This is a genomic window from Actinomyces acetigenes (genome assembly GCF_031296635.1).
Taxonomy (GTDB): Bacteria; Actinomycetota; Actinomycetes; order Actinomycetales; family Actinomycetaceae; genus Actinomyces; species Actinomyces acetigenes.
The window spans coordinates 1-17,706 of sequence record NZ_JASPFC010000046.1 but is presented as its reverse complement, the minus strand read 5'-3'; the positions used below and the strand labels follow the sequence as shown (position 1 = coordinate 17,706).

The 17,706-nt window shown below is 70.1% G+C and carries 12 protein-coding genes and 1 tRNA gene; 9 read left to right on the top strand and 4 right to left on the bottom strand.

Annotation, left to right across the window (positions count from 1 at the left end):
• Together RIV14_RS12430 and RIV14_RS12425 are read left to right on the top strand one after the other, a co-directional pair.
• Positions 1 to 4,111: DNA helicase (locus tag RIV14_RS12430; protein ID WP_309325206.1), on the top strand; the 4,111-nt coding region annotated here is incomplete at its 5' end.
• A 45-nt stretch (positions 4,112 to 4,156) separates the two neighbouring features.
• On the top strand, positions 4,157 to 4,483 hold the full coding sequence (locus tag RIV14_RS12425; RefSeq protein WP_081381803.1) for a hypothetical protein: 327 nt from the start codon (positions 4,157 to 4,159) through the stop codon (positions 4,481 to 4,483).
• A gap of 1,167 nt (positions 4,484 to 5,650) precedes the next feature.
• On the opposite strand, the gene mscL is transcribed toward RIV14_RS12425, so the two are convergent.
• The 3 genes from mscL to RIV14_RS12410 all read right to left on the bottom strand — a co-directional run bounded on the left by mscL (position 5,651) and on the right by RIV14_RS12410 (position 7,895).
• Positions 5,651 to 6,052: a large conductance mechanosensitive channel protein MscL gene (mscL, locus tag RIV14_RS12420; protein ID WP_075372003.1), complete on the bottom strand. Its 402-nt coding sequence runs from the start codon at positions 6,050 to 6,052 to the stop codon at positions 5,651 to 5,653.
• Positions 6,053 to 6,154: 102 nt separating this feature from the next.
• A complete protein-coding gene (locus RIV14_RS12415; protein WP_075372002.1) occupies positions 6,155 to 6,940 on the bottom strand; it encodes an SAF domain-containing protein in 786 nt (261 codons plus the stop codon).
• A 292-nt stretch (positions 6,941 to 7,232) separates the two neighbouring features.
• A complete protein-coding gene (locus tag RIV14_RS12410; RefSeq protein WP_075372100.1) occupies positions 7,233 to 7,895 on the bottom strand; it encodes a 5-formyltetrahydrofolate cyclo-ligase in 663 nt (220 codons plus the stop codon).
• Positions 7,896 to 7,990: 95 nt separating this feature from the next.
• On the opposite strand from RIV14_RS12410, the gene RIV14_RS12405 reads away from it, so the two are divergent.
• From RIV14_RS12405 to RIV14_RS12390, 4 genes are all read left to right on the top strand, one after another.
• Complete coding sequence (locus RIV14_RS12405; protein WP_075372001.1) at positions 7,991 to 9,202, top strand: molybdopterin molybdotransferase MoeA; 1,212 nt, start codon at positions 7,991 to 7,993, stop codon at positions 9,200 to 9,202.
• Positions 9,202 to 9,948: a GNAT family N-acetyltransferase gene (locus tag RIV14_RS12400; protein WP_075372000.1), complete on the top strand. Its 747-nt coding sequence runs from the start codon at positions 9,202 to 9,204 to the stop codon at positions 9,946 to 9,948. Before RIV14_RS12405 ends, RIV14_RS12400 begins: the two co-directional genes overlap by 1 nt.
• A gap of 208 nt (positions 9,949 to 10,156) precedes the next feature.
• A complete protein-coding gene (locus RIV14_RS12395; protein WP_075371999.1) occupies positions 10,157 to 11,821 on the top strand; it encodes a hypothetical protein in 1,665 nt (554 codons plus the stop codon).
• 109 nt (positions 11,822 to 11,930) lie between these two features.
• Positions 11,931 to 12,006 (top strand) — tRNA-Ala (locus RIV14_RS12390).
• 465 nt (positions 12,007 to 12,471) lie between these two features.
• Here RIV14_RS12390 and RIV14_RS12385 read toward each other — a convergent pair.
• On the bottom strand, positions 12,472 to 12,798 hold the full coding sequence (locus RIV14_RS12385; protein ID WP_075371998.1) for an ArsR/SmtB family transcription factor: 327 nt from the start codon (positions 12,796 to 12,798) through the stop codon (positions 12,472 to 12,474).
• A gap of 208 nt (positions 12,799 to 13,006) precedes the next feature.
• Between RIV14_RS12385 and RIV14_RS12380 the strand changes: the two genes are divergently transcribed.
• The 3 genes from RIV14_RS12380 to ppgK all read left to right on the top strand — a co-directional run bounded on the left by RIV14_RS12380 (position 13,007) and on the right by ppgK (position 17,247).
• A complete protein-coding gene (locus RIV14_RS12380; protein WP_428978885.1) occupies positions 13,007 to 14,155 on the top strand; it encodes an MFS transporter in 1,149 nt (382 codons plus the stop codon).
• A 209-nt stretch (positions 14,156 to 14,364) separates the two neighbouring features.
• Positions 14,365 to 16,359 carry an OPT family oligopeptide transporter gene (locus RIV14_RS12375; RefSeq protein WP_075371996.1) on the top strand — a complete coding sequence of 665 codons (1,995 nt, stop codon included), beginning with the start codon at positions 14,365 to 14,367 and terminating at the stop codon, positions 16,357 to 16,359.
• 114 nt (positions 16,360 to 16,473) lie between these two features.
• Positions 16,474 to 17,247 carry a polyphosphate--glucose phosphotransferase gene (ppgK, locus tag RIV14_RS12370; RefSeq protein WP_075371995.1) on the top strand — a complete coding sequence of 258 codons (774 nt, stop codon included), beginning with the start codon at positions 16,474 to 16,476 and terminating at the stop codon, positions 17,245 to 17,247.
• The last annotated feature ends 459 nt before the right edge of the window (positions 17,248 to 17,706 follow it).

Sequence of the window (17,706 nt, the reverse complement as noted above, 5' to 3'; positions counted from 1 at the left end):
CCCCGCGCCGCCGCTGAGCGCGGCGGACGTCGAGCGGCGCGAGCGCATTGACACGGCCCTGTCCACCTGGCGCAGCCAGCTCGTGGACCTGGGGGGCGTAGCCAGCCTGGACGACATCACCCTGCTCGACGGCGTCGTCGACCTGACCGCCGCCCACCCCTCCGGCCTGGCCCAGCTCTACGCCGGCCGCCCCACCAACCTGTCCAGCATCGTGCGCGAGCGCAACGCCCTGGGCGAGGCCCGCCAGTCCCTGCGGGAGGTCTCGGCGCGCACCGACGTCCTGGCCCGCCAGTTCGGCGTCGCACCGGTCTACCTGGCCATCGGGGTGGCCACCTGGAACGAGACGGTCCCCGAGGACGGCGAGGACGACGGCAGCATCAACCTGGCCGACGGCGCCTCACCGGAGGCGGACCTGACCGCCCAGATCCCGCACGTCGAGCGCATCGCCGCCGAGCACGCCGCCCGCAACGCCCTGGCCGCCGCCGGCCTGACCGTCCCCGAGGACCCCTCGGCGCCGCGCGTGCGCACGGTCAACGCCCCCGTCCTACTACGCCCCGTGCGCCTGACCAGCGCCACCGCGGACGCCACCCTCACCCTCGACCCCACCATCGAGGTCAACCCGGTTCTCACCCGGGCCCTGCGCCGCTACCAGTGCACCACCGACATCGGGGACATTGCCAGCGCCGCCCTGTCCTCGGCGGGCTTCACTCCGCGTGCGGCCCTGGCCCGCATCGGCGCCCTGGGCCGGCAGTTCCTGCCCGGCTTCGAGATCCACGAGCGCCTCGTCGTCGGCGCCTTCGTGCACCCCGGCCAGGCCCTGGTGGAGGACTTCGACGCCGTCCTGGATCGCTCGCGCACCTCCGCCCTGGTCGCCGCCATCGCCGGGGACGAGGGCGCCCGCGAGGCCCTCAGCGTCGAGCTTCCCCCGGCCGTCCCCACCGACCGGGTCCCCGGCGCCGAGCGCGGCGTGGGCGACCTGGAGCCCGCCCAGCTCGACGTCATCGAGGCGGTGGGCACCGGCGCGAGCTTCCTCATCGACGCACCCCCCGGCTCCGACGTCGCCGGCACCCTGGCCGCCGTCTTCGCTGACGCCGCCGCCTCCGGACGCACCGTGCTGCACGTGCCCGCCACCAGCGCCGACGGGCACGCCGTCGCGGCCGCCCTGCGTGAGGAGGGCCTGGGATCCATGGTCCTGGACCTCACCGAGGACGCCGCCTGGCGCCAGCACGCCTCCGAGGGCATCCGCGAGAGCCTGGGCGTCCAACCGCCCCAGCTCGACGTCGCCGGGATCATCTCCATGCGGGACCGCCTCACCTCGGTGCGCTCCCGCCTGGACCGCTACGTGCGCGCCCTGCACCGGCCTCGCGAACCCTGGTCGGTCTCCGCCTACGAGGCGCTGCAGAAGCTCGCCGAGCTCACTAGCCGCCGCGACCGGGCGACCACCCGGGCCCGCATCGACGCCGAGCACCTGGGCCGCCTTGACGAGGACGGCCGGGAGCGGGCCCTGGGCCTCCTGCGCCGCGGGCACACCCTGGGGCTGTTCACCCCGGAGGTGTCCTCCAGCGCCTGGAACGGGATCCCGGTGGAGGACATGGACGAGGCCACCGACGCGCTCGTCCACCTGCGCGCCCTGGCCAACGACCTGCTGCCCACCATTCAGGAGCACACGGCCGTGGTCGCCCGCACCACGGGCCTGAGCCGGGCCCGCAACCTGGGCCAGTGGATCGAGCAGCTCGACATGTTCGACGGCGTGCGCGAGTCCCTGGACGTCTTCCTGCCTGAGGTCTTCGAGCGCTCCGCCGCCGACATGGTCATCGCCACCGCCTCCAAGCGCTGGCGCGACGAGCGGGGCATCCACATGGACGGCTCGCGGCGCCGGCGCTTCACGCGGCAGGCCAACGATCTGGTGCGGCCGGGCCGCGTCGTCGACGACCTGCACGCCGAGCTGGTCAAGGTCCAGCGCCGCCGCGAGGTGTGGCGCCGCCACGACCCCGACGGCGGTTGGCCCCGCCTGCCCCAGGGTCTGGACGAGATGCGGCGCACCGCCGGGCGCGCCCACGGCGCCGTGGCCGAGGTCCAGCCGCTGCTGGGACGCGCCCAGGACTCCCCGGTGCTCATGGAGATGCCCCTGGAGGATCTCCTGGAGCTGTCCCGCTCTCTGGCCGCCGACGACCTCACCGCCCAGAAGCTCCCCGAGGTCAACCGCATCCGTACTGAGCTCGAGGCCCTGGGACTGAACGACTTCGTGGCTGACATGGCCGCCCGCGGTGTCGAGGCCGACCAGCTCGAGGCCGAGCTCACCTACTGCTGGTGGTCCTCCCTGCTGGCGCAGATCCTCGCCGCCGACCCCGACCTCGGCGGTCTCGACGCGCGCGCCCTGTCCCAGATGGCCGTCTCGCTGCGCGAGCTCGACGCCGCCCACACGCGCTCCCTGTCCGGCCCTGTGGCCCAGGCCTACGCCCGGCGGGTGCGGGCCGCCGTCGAGCAGGACAAGGCCGACGCCCGCGCCCTGTACATCGCGCTGGCCCGCGAGGACGGTGTCCCGCTGCGGGAGATCATCGACGCCCACCCCATGGCTCTGCTGGCCCGGCCGATCTGGATCGTCCCGCCCACGCTTGTGCCCCAGATCTTCTCGCCCACCGCGGTGGTGGACCTGGCCGTGCTGGACGCCTCCACGCCCATGCCTGTCCCGCAGGTGCTGCCCGCCTTCGTACGCGCCGAGCAGGTGCTCGTTGTCGGCGACTCCCGGCGCGCCACGACCGGCCTGGCCGCCGAGCTCGGCCCGCTCCTGCCCTCGCGCACCCTGCCGACAGCCCGCAACAGCCTCGACGCCGGCATCGCCTCCTTCCTGGCGGCCAACGGCTACGAGGGGGTTGTCGAGGCCGTGCCCTCCCCACCGGGGGACACCTCCCTGACCCTGGAGCTCGTGGACGGGCGGGGCATGCCGGCGCCCGGGCAGACCGCGGTGGAGACGGTGGAGGCCGAGGTCACCCGCGTCGTCGACATGGTCATCGACCGGGCTCTGACCCGGCCCGAGGAATCCCTTGCCGTCATCGCCCTCAACCACCTGCACGCCGAGGCCCTGCGCTCGGCCATCACCCGGGCGGCCGCCGGCGCCCCCGCACTGGAGGAGTTCTTCGCCCCTGGGGCGGCAGAGCCCTTCACCGTCGTCGAGCTGGCCGAGGCCCGCGCCCTCCAGCGCGACCACATCATCATCTCGGTGGGCTACGCCAAGACCCCGCACGGACGCACCATCCACAACTTCGGGCCCGTCTCGGACCACAGCGGCATGGTGGGGCTTGTCGAGGCCCTGTGCGCCTCGCGGGGCAGCACCCAGGTGGTCTCCTGCCTGGCCGCCGGCGACATCGACCGCGACCGCCTGCGCGCCCCCGGGGCGCGCCTGCTGCGTGAGGTCCTGGCCCGGGCCGAGGACTCCTCCCAGTCCGGCAACTCCGCCGGCAAGGTGCCCGACCGGCTCCTGGTGGACCTGGCCGAGCACCTGTGGCGCAAGGGCCTGTCGGTCGTCCCCCGCTACGGGACCGACGGCGGCGTGCGCATCCCGCTGGCCATCGGCCACCCCGACTACCCCGACGAGCTGCTCGTGGCGGTCCTGACCGACGACGTCGACTACGTCTCCGAGCCCAGCCTGCGCCGGCGTGACCGGCATCGCGTCGAACGCCTCGAGCGGCGCGGGTGGCACGTCCACATGGCCTTCTCCGCCGGGGTGTTCGTAGACCCGGAGGCCGAGGCGAAAGCCGTGGAAGAGCTCGTCCTGGCCGTCCTGGTGGAGCGCCAGGGCGAGGCCGCCCCGGCCATGGAGGCCGTGCCCGAGCGGGTCGACGACTCGATGCGAGCCGTTCCCGAGGAGGCGTCCGAGGCCGAGGCCGCCGAGGCCCATGAGCGCACCGAGCGCCCCCGCATCGCCCAGGGGCTGCCGCTGCAGGCCTACTCCGACGACCAGCTCGATGACCTCATGGCCTGGATCCGCTCTGACGGCGTGAGCCGCTCTGAGGCCGGGGAGGTCGAGGAGCTGAGGTCTGCGCTGGCTCTGCGCCGCCGTGGCTCGGGGATCGACGCCGTCCTGGCCAATGCCGTGCGGCGCACCCGCTGAGCCGCCCGAGCGGTGCTGGATGACGCAGTGAATGACCGTGTTGCCATGAATGATGCCGCGAGTGACGGCGTGAATGATGCCGCCCGGACAGGTGGATCGGGCTGCGCGCGGGCCTCGGAGGCGGAGCCCGCCGCGGACAGCGGCGTGACGCCTGGGCGCGGGAGCACGCGCCGTCGCCGTCGGGTGGTGGCTCTCTCGGCCCGGGACCAGGCGCGTGTGGCCCGCGGCCAGAGCCCGGAGGACCTGGCGAGGGCAGACTACGAGCATGACGCCCTCAGCGGCCCCGCAGAGGGACTCGACGCCCCCGCCCCCGGTGGTGCAGGCTCCAATGACGCCCGCCTCCGGCGCGACGTCCCCCCGCACTGGGGCTGATCGTCCTGGAGGCGATGGTGGGCCGACTTCGTGGTGCCTTGGCGGCGAAGTCGGCCGCGTAGGCCGCCGTCGCGTTCGTACCTTATGCCTCGTGTTCGGGGGTTAAGGGTACTGTGCTGTCTCCTCACTTCTGAGACATTTGAGTGTCATGACTTCTGAGACACTCGCTCGGGCGGGAAGCCGGGGCGTGCTGGTGGTCCTGGAAGCGGCGATGCGCGGAGGGAAGAGGTCTGGCAGGTCGCTGGTGTCCATGGCGCTGACATCACAGACGCATCGGCGTTGCACGCCGCAGAAGAACCGCAGCATTCCAACAATCCCCACGGGGAACATTGACGGCAGGATCGTTCATGTCAGCGCTGTGGACACCGGGCCGCGCAGGAGCGAGTCCAGGGTTCTCGGTGGCACAGCCCGGCGCCTGCACCACAGGCCCTCCTGCACCGCTCCCTGACCGCCGTCTGTGCGGGGCCCGGTGGTCATGGTTCGACGCCGGCTCCGCCCCGAGCCGGCCCGAGTCGGTCTACTCCACGAGGGTCGGGATCCACTGACCACGGGTTGTGCGTACTGCACGAAGGCTCCACCTACCCGAAGTACCCCCAACCCTCCTCCAGTAGCACCCCACCCTCGTGCAGTGCATCCAGACGACGACAGCAGTCACCACAGTCACCGAGCCGGCCCCCTCCGACAAGCCGAAGCAGCAGCTCTCCCATCCGGCAGACCCACCCAACCAGTGTCTCAGATGTCATGACATCCGAAACTCTCAGAAGTCATGAGACAACACAGGGGGTTCAGGGTACGAACGCGAGGGCTACCCTACGAACGCGAGGTGCTCGCTCAATGGGGGAGCCCGGTGGTCGGGAGTTGTGCGTACTGCACGAGGGCCCCACCTACCTGCAGTATCCCCGAACCTCCTCCAGTAGCACCCCGCCCTCGTGCAGTACACGCAGAACGCCACCGCAGTATCGATGAACGGCCACGACCGCCCGGGCCGACGTGAGCAAGCGATCTCAGGAGTGCGCGTCCGGCCTCTGCCCCGGATGTCGTGACACCCGAAAGCTCCAGCAGTCATGAGCAGCACATGACGCTGCGGCGCAGGAAAGGGGAAGGCCCCGCCGATCATGAGGATCGGCGGGGCCTTCCGCTGAGGCGATGATCAGATCGCTGCGGGACTCACTGCTTGGCGGCGTTGGCCGAGAGCAGGTCGCGGATCTCGGTGAGCAGCTCGACGTCGGTGACCTCCTTGGCCTCCTCCTCGGCCTTCTGCTTGGCCAGGCGCTCCTTGAGCTTGTTCATCGGCAGGACAATGGCGAAGTAGACGGCGGCGGCCACGAGCAGGAAGTTCACCACGGCGGTAATGATCGTGCCGGGCTGGACGAACTTATCGGCGCTCGCGAAGATCTTGAACTGACCGACGGAGTCGAAGTTCGGCTGGCCGATGATCTGGCCGAGGATGGTCATGATGACCTTGGTGATGGCGTCAACGATCGGTGAGAAGGCTCCACCAATGATGACGGCGACAGCGAGCTCGAGGGCGTTGCCCTGTGCAATGAACTCCTTGAATCCCTTAAGCATGGCGATCCTTTCTAGCGGCGCGGGCAGACGACTGCCGGGGGCGCGCCATCGGGGGCTGAAAGTGAAAGCGTTTTATCATTCGCGTAAGACGCCGCAGCGGCATTACGGGCTCAGCGCAATGCCGAGCGTGCTATTCGTAGCCGCACCAACTACCAGAATAACGCTACTTGCGGGAATAACTAGTGTGATAAATGTTACTTTCTTGTTTCCTGTCCATTGCCCATCCTCTCCAGCCTGCTGAATCGCCACTACACGCGCTCCAGAACAGAGAACTGTGCTGTGCGTTCCAAAAGATGCGGCAGGTATTCCTTGGGAAATGCTTTGAGAAGACTCTTGAAATCCTGGTGATCCCTGGTCGGTCAGTGAAGAAGGGGGGTCGGGGTCGGCTGAGGGAGCCGTTGTCGCGCTGTTCCCCGGGCCCTGCGGAGCGGCGGGGGCCTCGGGCTGCTCTCCGGGATTCTGCGCTGTTCCGCCCGGGGGAGCGCCGTTCTGCTCCAGTGGCGTCCAGTCCGCGGGGGCCTGTCCGATAACGTCCACCCGCGCGCCGGGGTGGGCCAGCTCGGCTCCGACGTCGATGGGCACCTGGACCAGTCTCTCGTCGTCTCCCAGCTGCTGGGCCAAGCCGCCGCTGGTCATCGAGGCCGTCAGCACCGTGCCCTTCTCCAGAGAGATCGCGGCCCGGCTCCCGACCGCCTGGTCCGTGGAGGTCAACGGGGACTGAGGCAGGGCGCCGGCCGGAAGCGTGCTGATTGAGACGTCCTGCTCGGTGAGGATCACACCGGCACTGATCGAGCGCGAGGCAACGAGCACCTGCTGCCCGTGTTCGGGGCCGGGACGCAGCACGCTGAGGGCGACCAGGACCGCGGTTCCCAGGCAGAGGGCCACCACCAGGTGGCGATGGCGCCACAGCAGGAGTGATGGACGGCCCCCGGTCCACCCGGCCAGCCTGCCCGGACGGGCCGGGCGGGAGCCGGATGCGACGGAGCGCGGCGACTGTTCGCGGGGATCCTGAGGCTCCCTCGAGGTGCTGAGAGCGGGGCGGTGGGGCAGTCCGTGGCGAGGTCTCATGCCATCAGGGTCGGTGGCCGGTGGCCTTCTGGCACGCCCGCTCGTCGGCGTTGTGGACAGGGGGCGCCTCCGACGAGCCTGTGGCCCCCGGGAGTCGGCGGCGTCGGCGGGCTCAGACCTCCGGGGATCTGCTGGCCGCAGGTGAGCCGGCGGCCAGCAGGAACCACTCCTGGGCCGTGATGACGGCGTCCACGGGCTCGTCGTGCTCCTCCACCGGCAGCGGCCCGGGCACCAGCTCCTCGGGGTGGAGGATGGCGAAGGTGTGGGCCTCGGGGGAGCGCAGGGGCAGCATCCGGTCGTACCAGCCTCCACCCTGCCCCAGACGGCGCCCGGCACTGTCCACGGCCAGTGCCGGAATGATGAGGGCGTCGACCTGGCCGACCGCGTCAGCTGGCAGCGTGGGGCCGCTGGGCTCCGGAGGCCGCCTCGGTGCCCGCTCCGCCAGGTCCTCACTTCCCTGGAACAGCCCCCAGCAGCGCGCCAGGCGGGGCCCGAGCACCGGCAGCAGGACCTGGACGCCGCCCTCGTGAAGCCGCTCCAGCAGCAGCCGGGTGCAGGGCTCGGCCCCCACCGACACGAAGGCGGCTACCCTCTGCGCGCCGGCCACCGCCTCCAGGGCGTGCTTGGTCAGTGCCTCGCAGTCCGCCGTGTGCCCCTGGGTCGGGTGGTGGTGATGGGCACGACGGTGCGCCCGCAGCACCTTGCGCAGCTCGTCCTTGGCGTCGTCGAGCTCGAGTCGGCCCGTATCGGGAAGGTCCAGCGCGCCGGTCGTCATGGCCTCATCCTCGCAGGTGATGACATCTTGCACCTGAATCGTTCGTCCCGGCGGGGCACGGCGCGTGTCGTCAACCTGACGGTAACCTGAGTGCCATGAGAACAGTGGCCGAGCACCTGGCCGCCTGCCTGGAGATCGCCCAGGCGGCAGCACCCCTCGACGTGGTCCTGCCCGACGCCGTCGGATGCGTCCTGGCCCAGGACGTCGTCGCCGGAATCGACCTGCCCGCCGTGGACCTGGCCGGACAGGACGGCTATGCGGTCATCGCCAAGGACGTCGCCGAGGCCGACCGCAACAACCCGCTCGTGCTCGACGTCGTCGACGCGGTGCGCGCCGGCGACATGCGCCCTTGCCACCTTGTCTCCGGAGCCGCCGTCCTCATCGACTCCGGGGCCCCCATGCCGCTGGGCGCCGACGCCGTCATCCCCTGGGCCGACACCGACCGCGGCGAGTCCCGGGTCACCATCCACCGCGCCGTCTCGGCCGGCGACAACGTCCGACGCCGCGCCGAGGACGTGAAGTCGGGAACCACCGTCCTCAAACGGGGGGCGCGCATCAGCGCTCGCCACGTGGCCCTCCTGGCGGGCCTTGGGATGCACCGGGTGCGCGTGCGGCCCGCCCCGCGCGTCGTCGTGGTCTCCATCGGGGACGAGCTGGTCGAGCCCGGTCAGTCCCGCGAGGCCGGGGACGTCTTCGACGCCAACGGCCACGCCCTGGCCTGCGCGGTCACCGACGCCGGCGGCCAGGCCTTCCGGGTGGCCGCCGTCCCCGACGAGCTGCGCGCCCTGGCCGACACCATCGAGGACCAGCTCGTGCGCGCCGACGTCCTCATCACCACCGGGGGCCTGAGTGTCGGGCAGGGGGACACTGTCAAAGACGTTCTGGCTCCCCTGGGCTCGGTGCGCTTCGACGCCGTCGCCATGTCCCCGGGCCGCCAGCTCGGTGTGGGGACGGTCGAGGGCATCCCAATCTTCTGCCTGCCCGGAGATCCGGTCAGTGCTCAGATCGCCTTCGAGACCTTCGTGCGCCCGGTCCTGCGCCAGATCGCTGGACGCACCTCCCTGCACCGCTCCAGCCTGCCGGCCACCATCTCCGAGGGCTGGCACTCCCCGAGCGGCAAGCGCGAGTTCGTCCCGGTGCGCGTCAGCGGCTCGCCCTCCCGCGGATACCGCGCCGAGCCGACGACGCCGCCGGGCACGGTCCGGCTGCACGGCCTGTCCGAGGCCAACGCCATCGCCGTCGTGCCCGAGGACACGAGCACCGTGGTGGCCGGCGACACCCTCCACTGCCTCCTGCTGGACGCCTGATGCCCGACTCGGCCTCGACGACGTCCGCCGGCACTCTCGGCGGGGGACTAAGGCGGGCCGTCGCCGGCCTGCTGCTCGGGGCCGGGGCGCCGGCGCGCTTCACCTGGCCGGTGCGCCTCGAGCCCGAAGTCGCCCAGGAGGAGCGGGGACCCGGTGCCACGCGGGGGCCCGGGCACCCCTCGGTCGTCGTGCGCGAGCTGCGGGCCGAGGATGAGGAGCCCTGGAAGGCGCTGCGGCTGGCGGACAACGACCGACTCGCTCCCTGGGAGGCCACCCTGCCGGTCGGCGGAGGGGAGGTTCTGAGCACCTTCCCCGTCTTCCTGCGCCGCCAGACGCGCCGGGCCAGGCTCGCCGAGGCGATGCCCTTCGTCGTCGAGGTCGACGGCGCCTTCGCCGGCCAGATCGCCGTCGACCCGATTATCTGGGGGGCCACGCGTAGCGCCCAGGTCGGCTACTGGATCGGCTCGGCCTGGCAGGGGAGGGGGATCATGCGCCTGGCGGTGGCCCTCGTCCTGGACCACCTACTGGGGCCGGTGGGGCTGCACCGCGTGGAGATCAACGTGCGCCCCGACAACGAGCGGAGCCTGGCACTGTGCCGTGGTCTCGGGCTGCGCGAGGAGGGGCTGCGCCGCGGTTACATGCACATCAACGGAGCCTGGGCCGACCACGTCTCCTTCGCGGCCCTTGCCGAGGAGGTCCACGGGCCCAATGGCACCGGCTTCGAGCAGCGGCTGGTGCGCGGATGACGGTTTTTCATGGCGTGCGCGCCGGTGGGGGCGGGGCGCACGCGGGGTCGTGGCGGGTGCGGCGACGGCGCGTTCGGGCTGGCTGTTGGCCGGTCGGTCACGGCGTGCTCGAAGAGACGGAAGAAACGCGTGTGACTCATGTGGTGGCAGGGGTGTCATGCTGACAGTGTGACGTCGTGAATCCCAGGTATTTCGAAGGAAAGCCGGAGTGTTCCTGCGCGGGGACGAGGACGGGCGCGCTTACGGTTGCTGTGTGGGAATCGAGATCTGGGCAGTCATCGCCCTCATCACGGTTCTCTCCGTGTACCTCCTTCCGCTTTTAGTGGGGCGCCGCGAGATGACTCGCCGTTCCAACGTCCAGGACCGCTACTCGGCTGAGCTGCGGGTCCTGGCCACGGGTGCGGCCGCCGTCGAACGCGACGACACCTGCGCGAACAGTGGGCATGCGGAGCTCTTTCGACGTCGACCGGAGGTGAGGGTGATGAACAGGCCCGCCGTGAGGAATGTGCGCGCCCTGCGCACCGAGCGTGAGCTCGACCGTGCCCGCCAGGTTCACGCCCAGGGGCGTGAGCGCCGCCGGGTCGCCGCCTCGCACCGCGGGATCGTCGCCAGCGTCCTGCTCGGAGTCTCGCTCGGCGCCTGGGTGCTGGGCCTGGTCACCGCACTGCCGTGGTGGCCCGCCCTGCTGCCCACCGCCCTGCTAGGAACCTCGATGGTGGCTGGGCACCGGGCCGCTCTGGCCTCGGCCGCGGCGGACCGCCGTGAGCGCCGTCGCATCGCCGAGCTCGAGCAGACCCTGGTGACCCTGACCGGCCGGCGCTCATCGGCCTCGGTCGTGGCCGCGCCCCGTTCCGTCGTCGACGGTGCGCACAGCGCCTCCAGCGGTGCTGTCGGCGCCAGTGCCGCCTCGCCAGCCGTGTCCGCTGAGGCTGTCGAGTCCGCCGGTGACTCCGGCGCGCAGGATCCCTTCATCGAGCGCCTCGCCCGCGAGGACGCCCAGCGGCCGGCCGCGCGCTCGGCGTCGTCGCCCCGTGAGGCCGTCGGCGCGGTGCAGGCTGAGCCCGCCGTGTCCGCTGAGACCGCAGCAGGCAGCCCCGCCGAGGCGACCGGGACCAGCACCGCTGCTGTCCGTCCCTCCCAGACCGTCGACTCCGAGGAGGAGCGCCTGGCCAGGCTCGACGCCGACCTCGATGACGAGACCGCCGCCGCGGTGGCCGCCGAACGTGAAGCGACCCGCCGCGCCTCGGTCTACGTGCCCTCCCGCCATGCCGGCAGGGTCACCCGGGACATGGGAGTGCGCGAGGCGGTCTCCCGCGATGGCGACGAGGAGAGCTCGCCGCGCACCAAGGACTTCGTCGCCTCCCTGTCGGCCTCAGCCTCCCGCGGCCTGTCCGGTTGGGGCAAGCTCTTCGCCGAGGCGACCGCCATTGAGCAGGAGGCGCAAGAGCGCGCCGCTGCGGCCCCGTCCCCGCAGGTCGCCGCTGAGCCGGCTCGGCGCACTGCCGCGGCCTCCGCCCAGCCTGCCCCCCACACTGCTTCAGAGCCGACCCGCCCGGTCGCCGGCACTCAGGCCCCTGCTACCGCTGCTCCGGCAGAGGCGGGGGGAGCCGTCAAGGAGGAGGCGACGACGTCGACCCCGCCCCAGGGCTGGCGCCCGGTCCACGTGCCCGCCCCGACCTACACGCTGGCGGCCAGGGCGCCCCGGCGCTCCTACACCGACCCGGTGGTCGACCCGGGCACCTGCGCGCCGGTGCCCGCCCGCCCGCACTCGGCCCGCGCCTACGTCCCAGCTCCGGTGGAGGACGAGGAGGAGCTCTTCCACCCCATCGACCTCGACGCCATCCTCGAGGGGCGGCGCGCAGCCGGCGAGTAGCACCGGGCTCCCGCGGCACGTCGCCCGGCGGTCCGGGTGCGGTGGGCGGGCTCACCGCACCCGAACTTGCCAGGACTCCGGGCGGCGATGCTAGGATCAGTCCGCACTTGGGGCTATGGCGCAGTTGGTAGCGCGTCTCGTTCGCAATGAGAAGGTCGGGGGTTCGAATCCCCCTAGCTCCACCACACGCATGAGGCTCGAACCTTTACCATCGTCGATGGTTTCGGTTCGGGCCTCGTTGCCGTCCCGGGCCCAGGCGGGGTATCGGGTTATCGGCGTGAATGGGGTGCGCGGTGTTTCTCGGACTGGCGCAGCGCTTGCGGTACATCACCGTGTGGCGCTCGGACACCACCGGCCCCCAGAGAGGTACGCCAGCCTCCTCCTGTCCTCGGTGGCGACGCTGTGGTCCGCGCTGATCCTGCGTCCTCTGCGGGTCTGGGGGTGGTCGCCAGCGCCAGGATGGGGTGGAACACCCACCAGCAGGTCGAGGTCACCTCGCAGTGAGCCGGTTGCGCCCGCCGCACCGCTCACTTCGACCGAATCTTCAGAAAAGACGCGGCTCCGGGTCGATTTTGAAGATTTGGTCGAAGTGTTGAGGACGACGACGGCGGCTTGTCCTGGCGCCGTGAGAGTGCTCGCCCGGGCGGTCGTCAGTCCGGCCACTGCCCCTTGCCCGCGGGCAGGCCGACGGCGGCCAGCAGCCCCGGAAAGCGTTGCTCGATGACGTCGTCGCGCCGGGTGATGCGCCGGTGCTTGCCCTCTCGTTCGGTGTGCATGAGCCCAGACTCGCGCAGCACCCGGAAGTGGTGCGACATCGTGGACTTGACGACGTCGTAGCTCAGGTCACCGCAGTACAGGGCGCCTTCATTGGCGATCCGGCGCAGGACGTCGCGGCGGATGGGGTCGGACAGGGCGCCCAGGATCGCGTCCAGGGAGATGTCGGCCGCCTCGGGGTGGAAGAGCTCCCTGTCTTTCACGGATCGTCCCTGCCTTTCTGTCCCGTCTGTCCCGACCGTCGCCCCGGCGTGCGCTGGGATGGGGTTGACAACGGTAGCGTCTCGAATAATTCTTAGTTCGTCAAACATCGAACTAAGGAGGTTTGGGATGACGGAAGAAGCTCGTGTCTCAACGCATGTGTCCGCAGATGACGAGAGGGTGCCGTCGAAGAGCGCTCGCGTCTCCACCATGGGATGGCTGTCCTTCTTCACCATGTTCGCCATCGGGACCGACACCTTCCTCGTCGCGCCCCTGCTGCCCCTGCTCCAGCGAGAGCTCGACGTCCCCCTGTCCCGGGCAGGCTGGCTGGTCTCCGCCTACGCCTTGGGGTACGCGCTGTTCGCCCTCGTGGCCGGTCCTGTCTCTGACCGCCACGACCGACGTCGGGTCATCCTCTCCGGCCTGGCGGCCTTCGCCGTCCTCACCTGCGCGTGCGGTCTGGCCTGGAGCTTCTGGAGCATGGTCGCCGCCCGCTTCCTGGCCGGCGTGAGCGCTGCCTTCGTCAGCTCCCAGATCTGGGCCGCCATCCCGATGACGGTGCCCCGGCCGTCCATCATCACAGTCATGGGCTATGCGACTGCGGGACTGGCGGTTGCACAGGTGGCCGGAGTGCCGATCGGCTCCTACCTCTCGGTCAGAGGGTGGCAGCTACCGTTCTTCGTGGTCGCGGCGGTCAGCGTTGTCCTGTGGGGACTTCTCTTCCTCGCGTTCCCGCATGTGCGGCCGGTCGGGGAGCCCGTCGACGTCATCGGCTCCTACCGAAGGGTCCTCGGCTCTCGGGTGCTGCGGTGGTCGCTCCTCGCCTACCTCGTGTTCCAGACCGGCAACTACGCCTCGTTCTCCTTCATCGGCTCCTGGCTGGCCAAGGACTTCGGAGCCTCGCAGACCGCTATCGGGAAGGCCATGATGATGATCGGACTGGGAACCGCGCTGGGGTCGATCCTCGGTCCGCGGCTCGTCGCAAGGATCGGTGAGCGGCGGTCGCTGTGGGCCGGCATCCTCGTCCAGGGCGCGTTCTACCTCCTGGCCGGGGCGATGCCGCTCATTGCGCACACCATGTGGGGTGTCGTCATGGCCTTCGCCGCGGCCCTGGTGGTCGCCGGCTTCCTCCTGCCGGTTCTCATGGGGCAGCTGCAGGCCCACGCCGGCCAGGCGCGAGGAACCGTCTCCTCACTGTCGAACACGGCGATGTACCTCGGTGCCACGATCGCCGGCGCCGTCGGCGGAGACCTTCTCACCCGATTCCCCGGTTTCTGGGGCCCCAGCCTCATGACTGCTCTCGCATTCCTCCTGGCGGTTGCCCTGTACAGGATCGCCGGCGCCCTGGCTTCCGAGTGAGCCGGGCGCTGCATGCATCGCTTCTTGACACTTCGACCAAAACTTCATAAAAGACACGGCTCCGGGTCATCTATGAAGTTTCGGTCGAAGTGTTGAGGACGACGGCGGCGGCCCTGATCTGTTGTGCATCGAATGAGCTGTAAACGATCGTATTCGGACGCAGTGCTAGTCTCGCCCCCGGAATCATCCCGACATCGAGAGATCTCACCATGTCCACAACAACCTCACGCGGCTCCACTGCGGCGAAGCCGTCCAGTGCCGGCTCCGGCCCGGTCAAGGAGCTGACTTTCCGCGGCATCGTCATCGGCGGCATCATCACGCTCATCTTCACCGCGGCAAACGTCTACCTCGGCCTCAAGGTGGGGCTCACCTTCGCCACCTCGATCCCGGCCGCCGTCATCTCCATGGCGATTCTGCGCCGCTTCTCCGATCACACGATCCAGGAGAACAACATCGTTCAGACGATCGCCTCGGCAGCCGGGACGCTGTCCGCCATCATCTTCGTGCTGCCCGGACTCATCATCGTGGGCTGGTGGACCGGATTCCCCTACCTCCAGACGGTCCTGGTCATCGTCCTGGGCGGCATCCTCGGAGTCACCTACTCCATCCCGTTGCGGCGCGCGCTCGTGACCAACTCCGACCTGCCCTACCCCGAGGGTGTGGCCGGCGCCGAGGTCCTGCGCGTGGGTGACACCAGCGAAGGGGCCGAGGAGTCCAGCCGTGGACTGGGTGTCATCGTGCGGGGCTCCATCGCCTCGGCGGCCCTGTACTTCCTCAACGCCCTCAAGGCCATCAGCGTCGACATCTCCGGGGTCTTCCGGGTCGGTGCCGGCGCCACGATGATGGGCACCTCCCTGTCCCTGGCGCTGGCCGGCGTGGGCCACCTGGTCGGTGTCGGCGTCGGCATCGCCATGATCGTCGGCCTGCTCATCTCCTACGGTGTGCTGCTTCCGATGCGTACCTGGGGCACGGCGGTCGCCGACAAGGATCTCGCCGACTTCGTGGGCGCCACCTTCGCCAGCGAGGTGCGGATCGTCGGTGCTGGCGCCATCGCCATCGCCGCCATCTGGACCTTCCTGAAGATCCTCGGTCCCATTGTCACCGGTATCCGCGACTCCCTGGCCTCCAGCGCCAAGCGCGACGCCGGTGAGGAGGTCCCCCTGACCGAGCGTGACCTGTCGATGAAGACGGTCATCGGTGTCACCGTCGGCTCCATGCTGCCCATCGGTGTGCTTCTGTGGCTGTTCCTGCACGGGACCGCCATGGCTCACCACGCGACGGGCCTCATCATCGTCTCCATCCTCTTCATCCTGCTGATCGGTCTGGTTGTCGCCTCGGTCTGCGGCTACATGGCCGGCCTCATCGGTTCGTCCAACTCGCCGATCTCCGGCGTCGGCATCCTCGTGGCGGTGACCGCGGCCGCGCTCGTGCGCACCATCGCCACCACCTCCTCGCCCGACGACGTCCGCACCCTGGTGGCCTACACCCTGTTCGTCACCGCGGTCGTCTTCGGCGTGGCCACCATCTCGAACGACAACCTCCAGGACCTCAAGACCGGCCAGCTCGTCGACTCCACCCCGTGGAAGCAGCAGGTGGCGCTCGTCATCGGCGTCGTCTTCGGCGCCATCGTCATCCCGCCGGTGCTCAGCCTCATGCAGGGCGCCTTCGGGTTCGCTGGCGCCCCCGATGCCGGTGATGATGCCCTGGCTGCACCCCAGGCGAACCTCATCAAGCACCTGGTCCAGGGCGTCCTCGGCGGCGACCTCAACTGGAGCCTGCTGGGGCTGGGCGCCCTCATCGGCGCCGTCGTCATCGCCATCGATGAAGTCCTGCGCCGCACCAGCAAGTACTCCCTGCCGCCGCTCGCCGTCGGCATGGGCATGTACCTGCCCACGGCCGTCACCGTCATGATCCCGATCGGCGCCGCCCTCGGTCACCTCTACGACCGCTGGGCCGAGCGCACCGCCAACCCGGAGCTGGCCAAGCGCATGGGCACGCTCATGGCGACCGGCCTCATCGTCGGCGAGAGCCTCGCTGGCGTGATCTACGCCGGGATCGTCGTGGCCTTCAGCGGCAAGGCGGACCCGCTGGCCATCATGCCCGAGGGCTTCGCCGGCATCGCTCCCTGGGTGGGCGTGGTGCTGTTCGTCGGCACGCTGTGGTACCTCTACCGGGGCGCCCGCCAGGAGAGCACTCGCGACTGAGGGGCGCTGCTGGAGCCTCCGGCAACCATCGCTTCCCCCGACCGTCCTCGCGGTCGCCGTCCCTGCACTAGGCTGGGCAGCGGCCGCGAGGACGCGTAGTACCAGGAGGACCTCATGACTTCGACAGCACCAGCAGTTTCCGTGGCATGCGGGATCGACATCGGCGGATCAGGCGTCAAGAGCGCCCTGGTCGACCTGGCCACGGGCACGTTCATCGGCGAGCGCGTTCGCATCGACACTCCTGAGGAGTCCACTCCCGCAGCTGTCGCTGAGGTGTGCCGTGAGCTCCTCGAGCAGCTCGAGGTGGGCGACGACGTCCCGGTCGGCGTGGCCCTGCCCGCTCCGATCGTCCACGGCACCGTCCCCTTCATCGCCAATCTCGACAAGTCCTGGACCGGCGTCAACCTCACCGATCTCATGCGCGAGCACCTGGGCCGGCCGGTGACCGGGCTCAACGACGCCGACGCCGCGGGGCTGGCGGAGGTCGCCTTTGGTGCCGCCAAGGACGTGCCCGGGACCATCATCGTCACCACCCTGGGCACCGGGATCGGCTCGGCCGTCATTGTCGACGGAACCCTGGTCCCCAACACCGAGCTCGGGCACCTGGAGATCGACGGCTACGACGCCGAGAGCCGGGCCTCGGCCGGCCAGCGCACCGCCCAGGACCTGTCCTGGAAGAAGTGGGCCAAGCGCCTCCAGCGCTACTACTCCCACGTGGAGATGCTCTTCTCCCCGGACCTGCTCGTCGTGGGCGGGGGCGTCTCCCGCAAGCACGAAAAGTACCTGCCGCTGCTTGACCTCAAGACCCCGATCGTCCCGGCTCAGCTGCTCAACACCGCCGGCATCGTGGGCGCCGCCTACCAGGCCTCCCGCGCCCGCGCCTCCTGAGGGTCCGCGTGGTTCGGCCGGCGCCCCGCAATGCCGAGCGGAGCAGTGGTGAAGCGAGGCGTCGGAGCGGGGAGAACAGACCTGACATCCTGGGAACACAGGTGTGACGTAGGTCGCGCGAAAGTCGTTTGACAGGAGGCGGTCAGGCCTGGCTATAGTACTCCTCGCTGCCGACGCAACCGCACGGTTCGACGGCGGCACCGGACGGCGGAAACGCCGAGTCGGAAGGAGTGATCCTCACCGGCGCGGAAATAGCAGAATAGTTCAGAGATCAGGGTCACGCGATCCGAATTTGATTCCCGAACGACAACCTGCTTATGCTAGTCCGGTCGCCTTCGAGAGGCAAGCAGGGAATTCTTTTCCAGTTGAAATCTCGGTGGGTGTGTTGTTTGAGAACTCGATAGTGTGTCATGTTTTTTATGCCATTGCCCTGGGGGCTGCGCATGGTGGGCTTTTGTT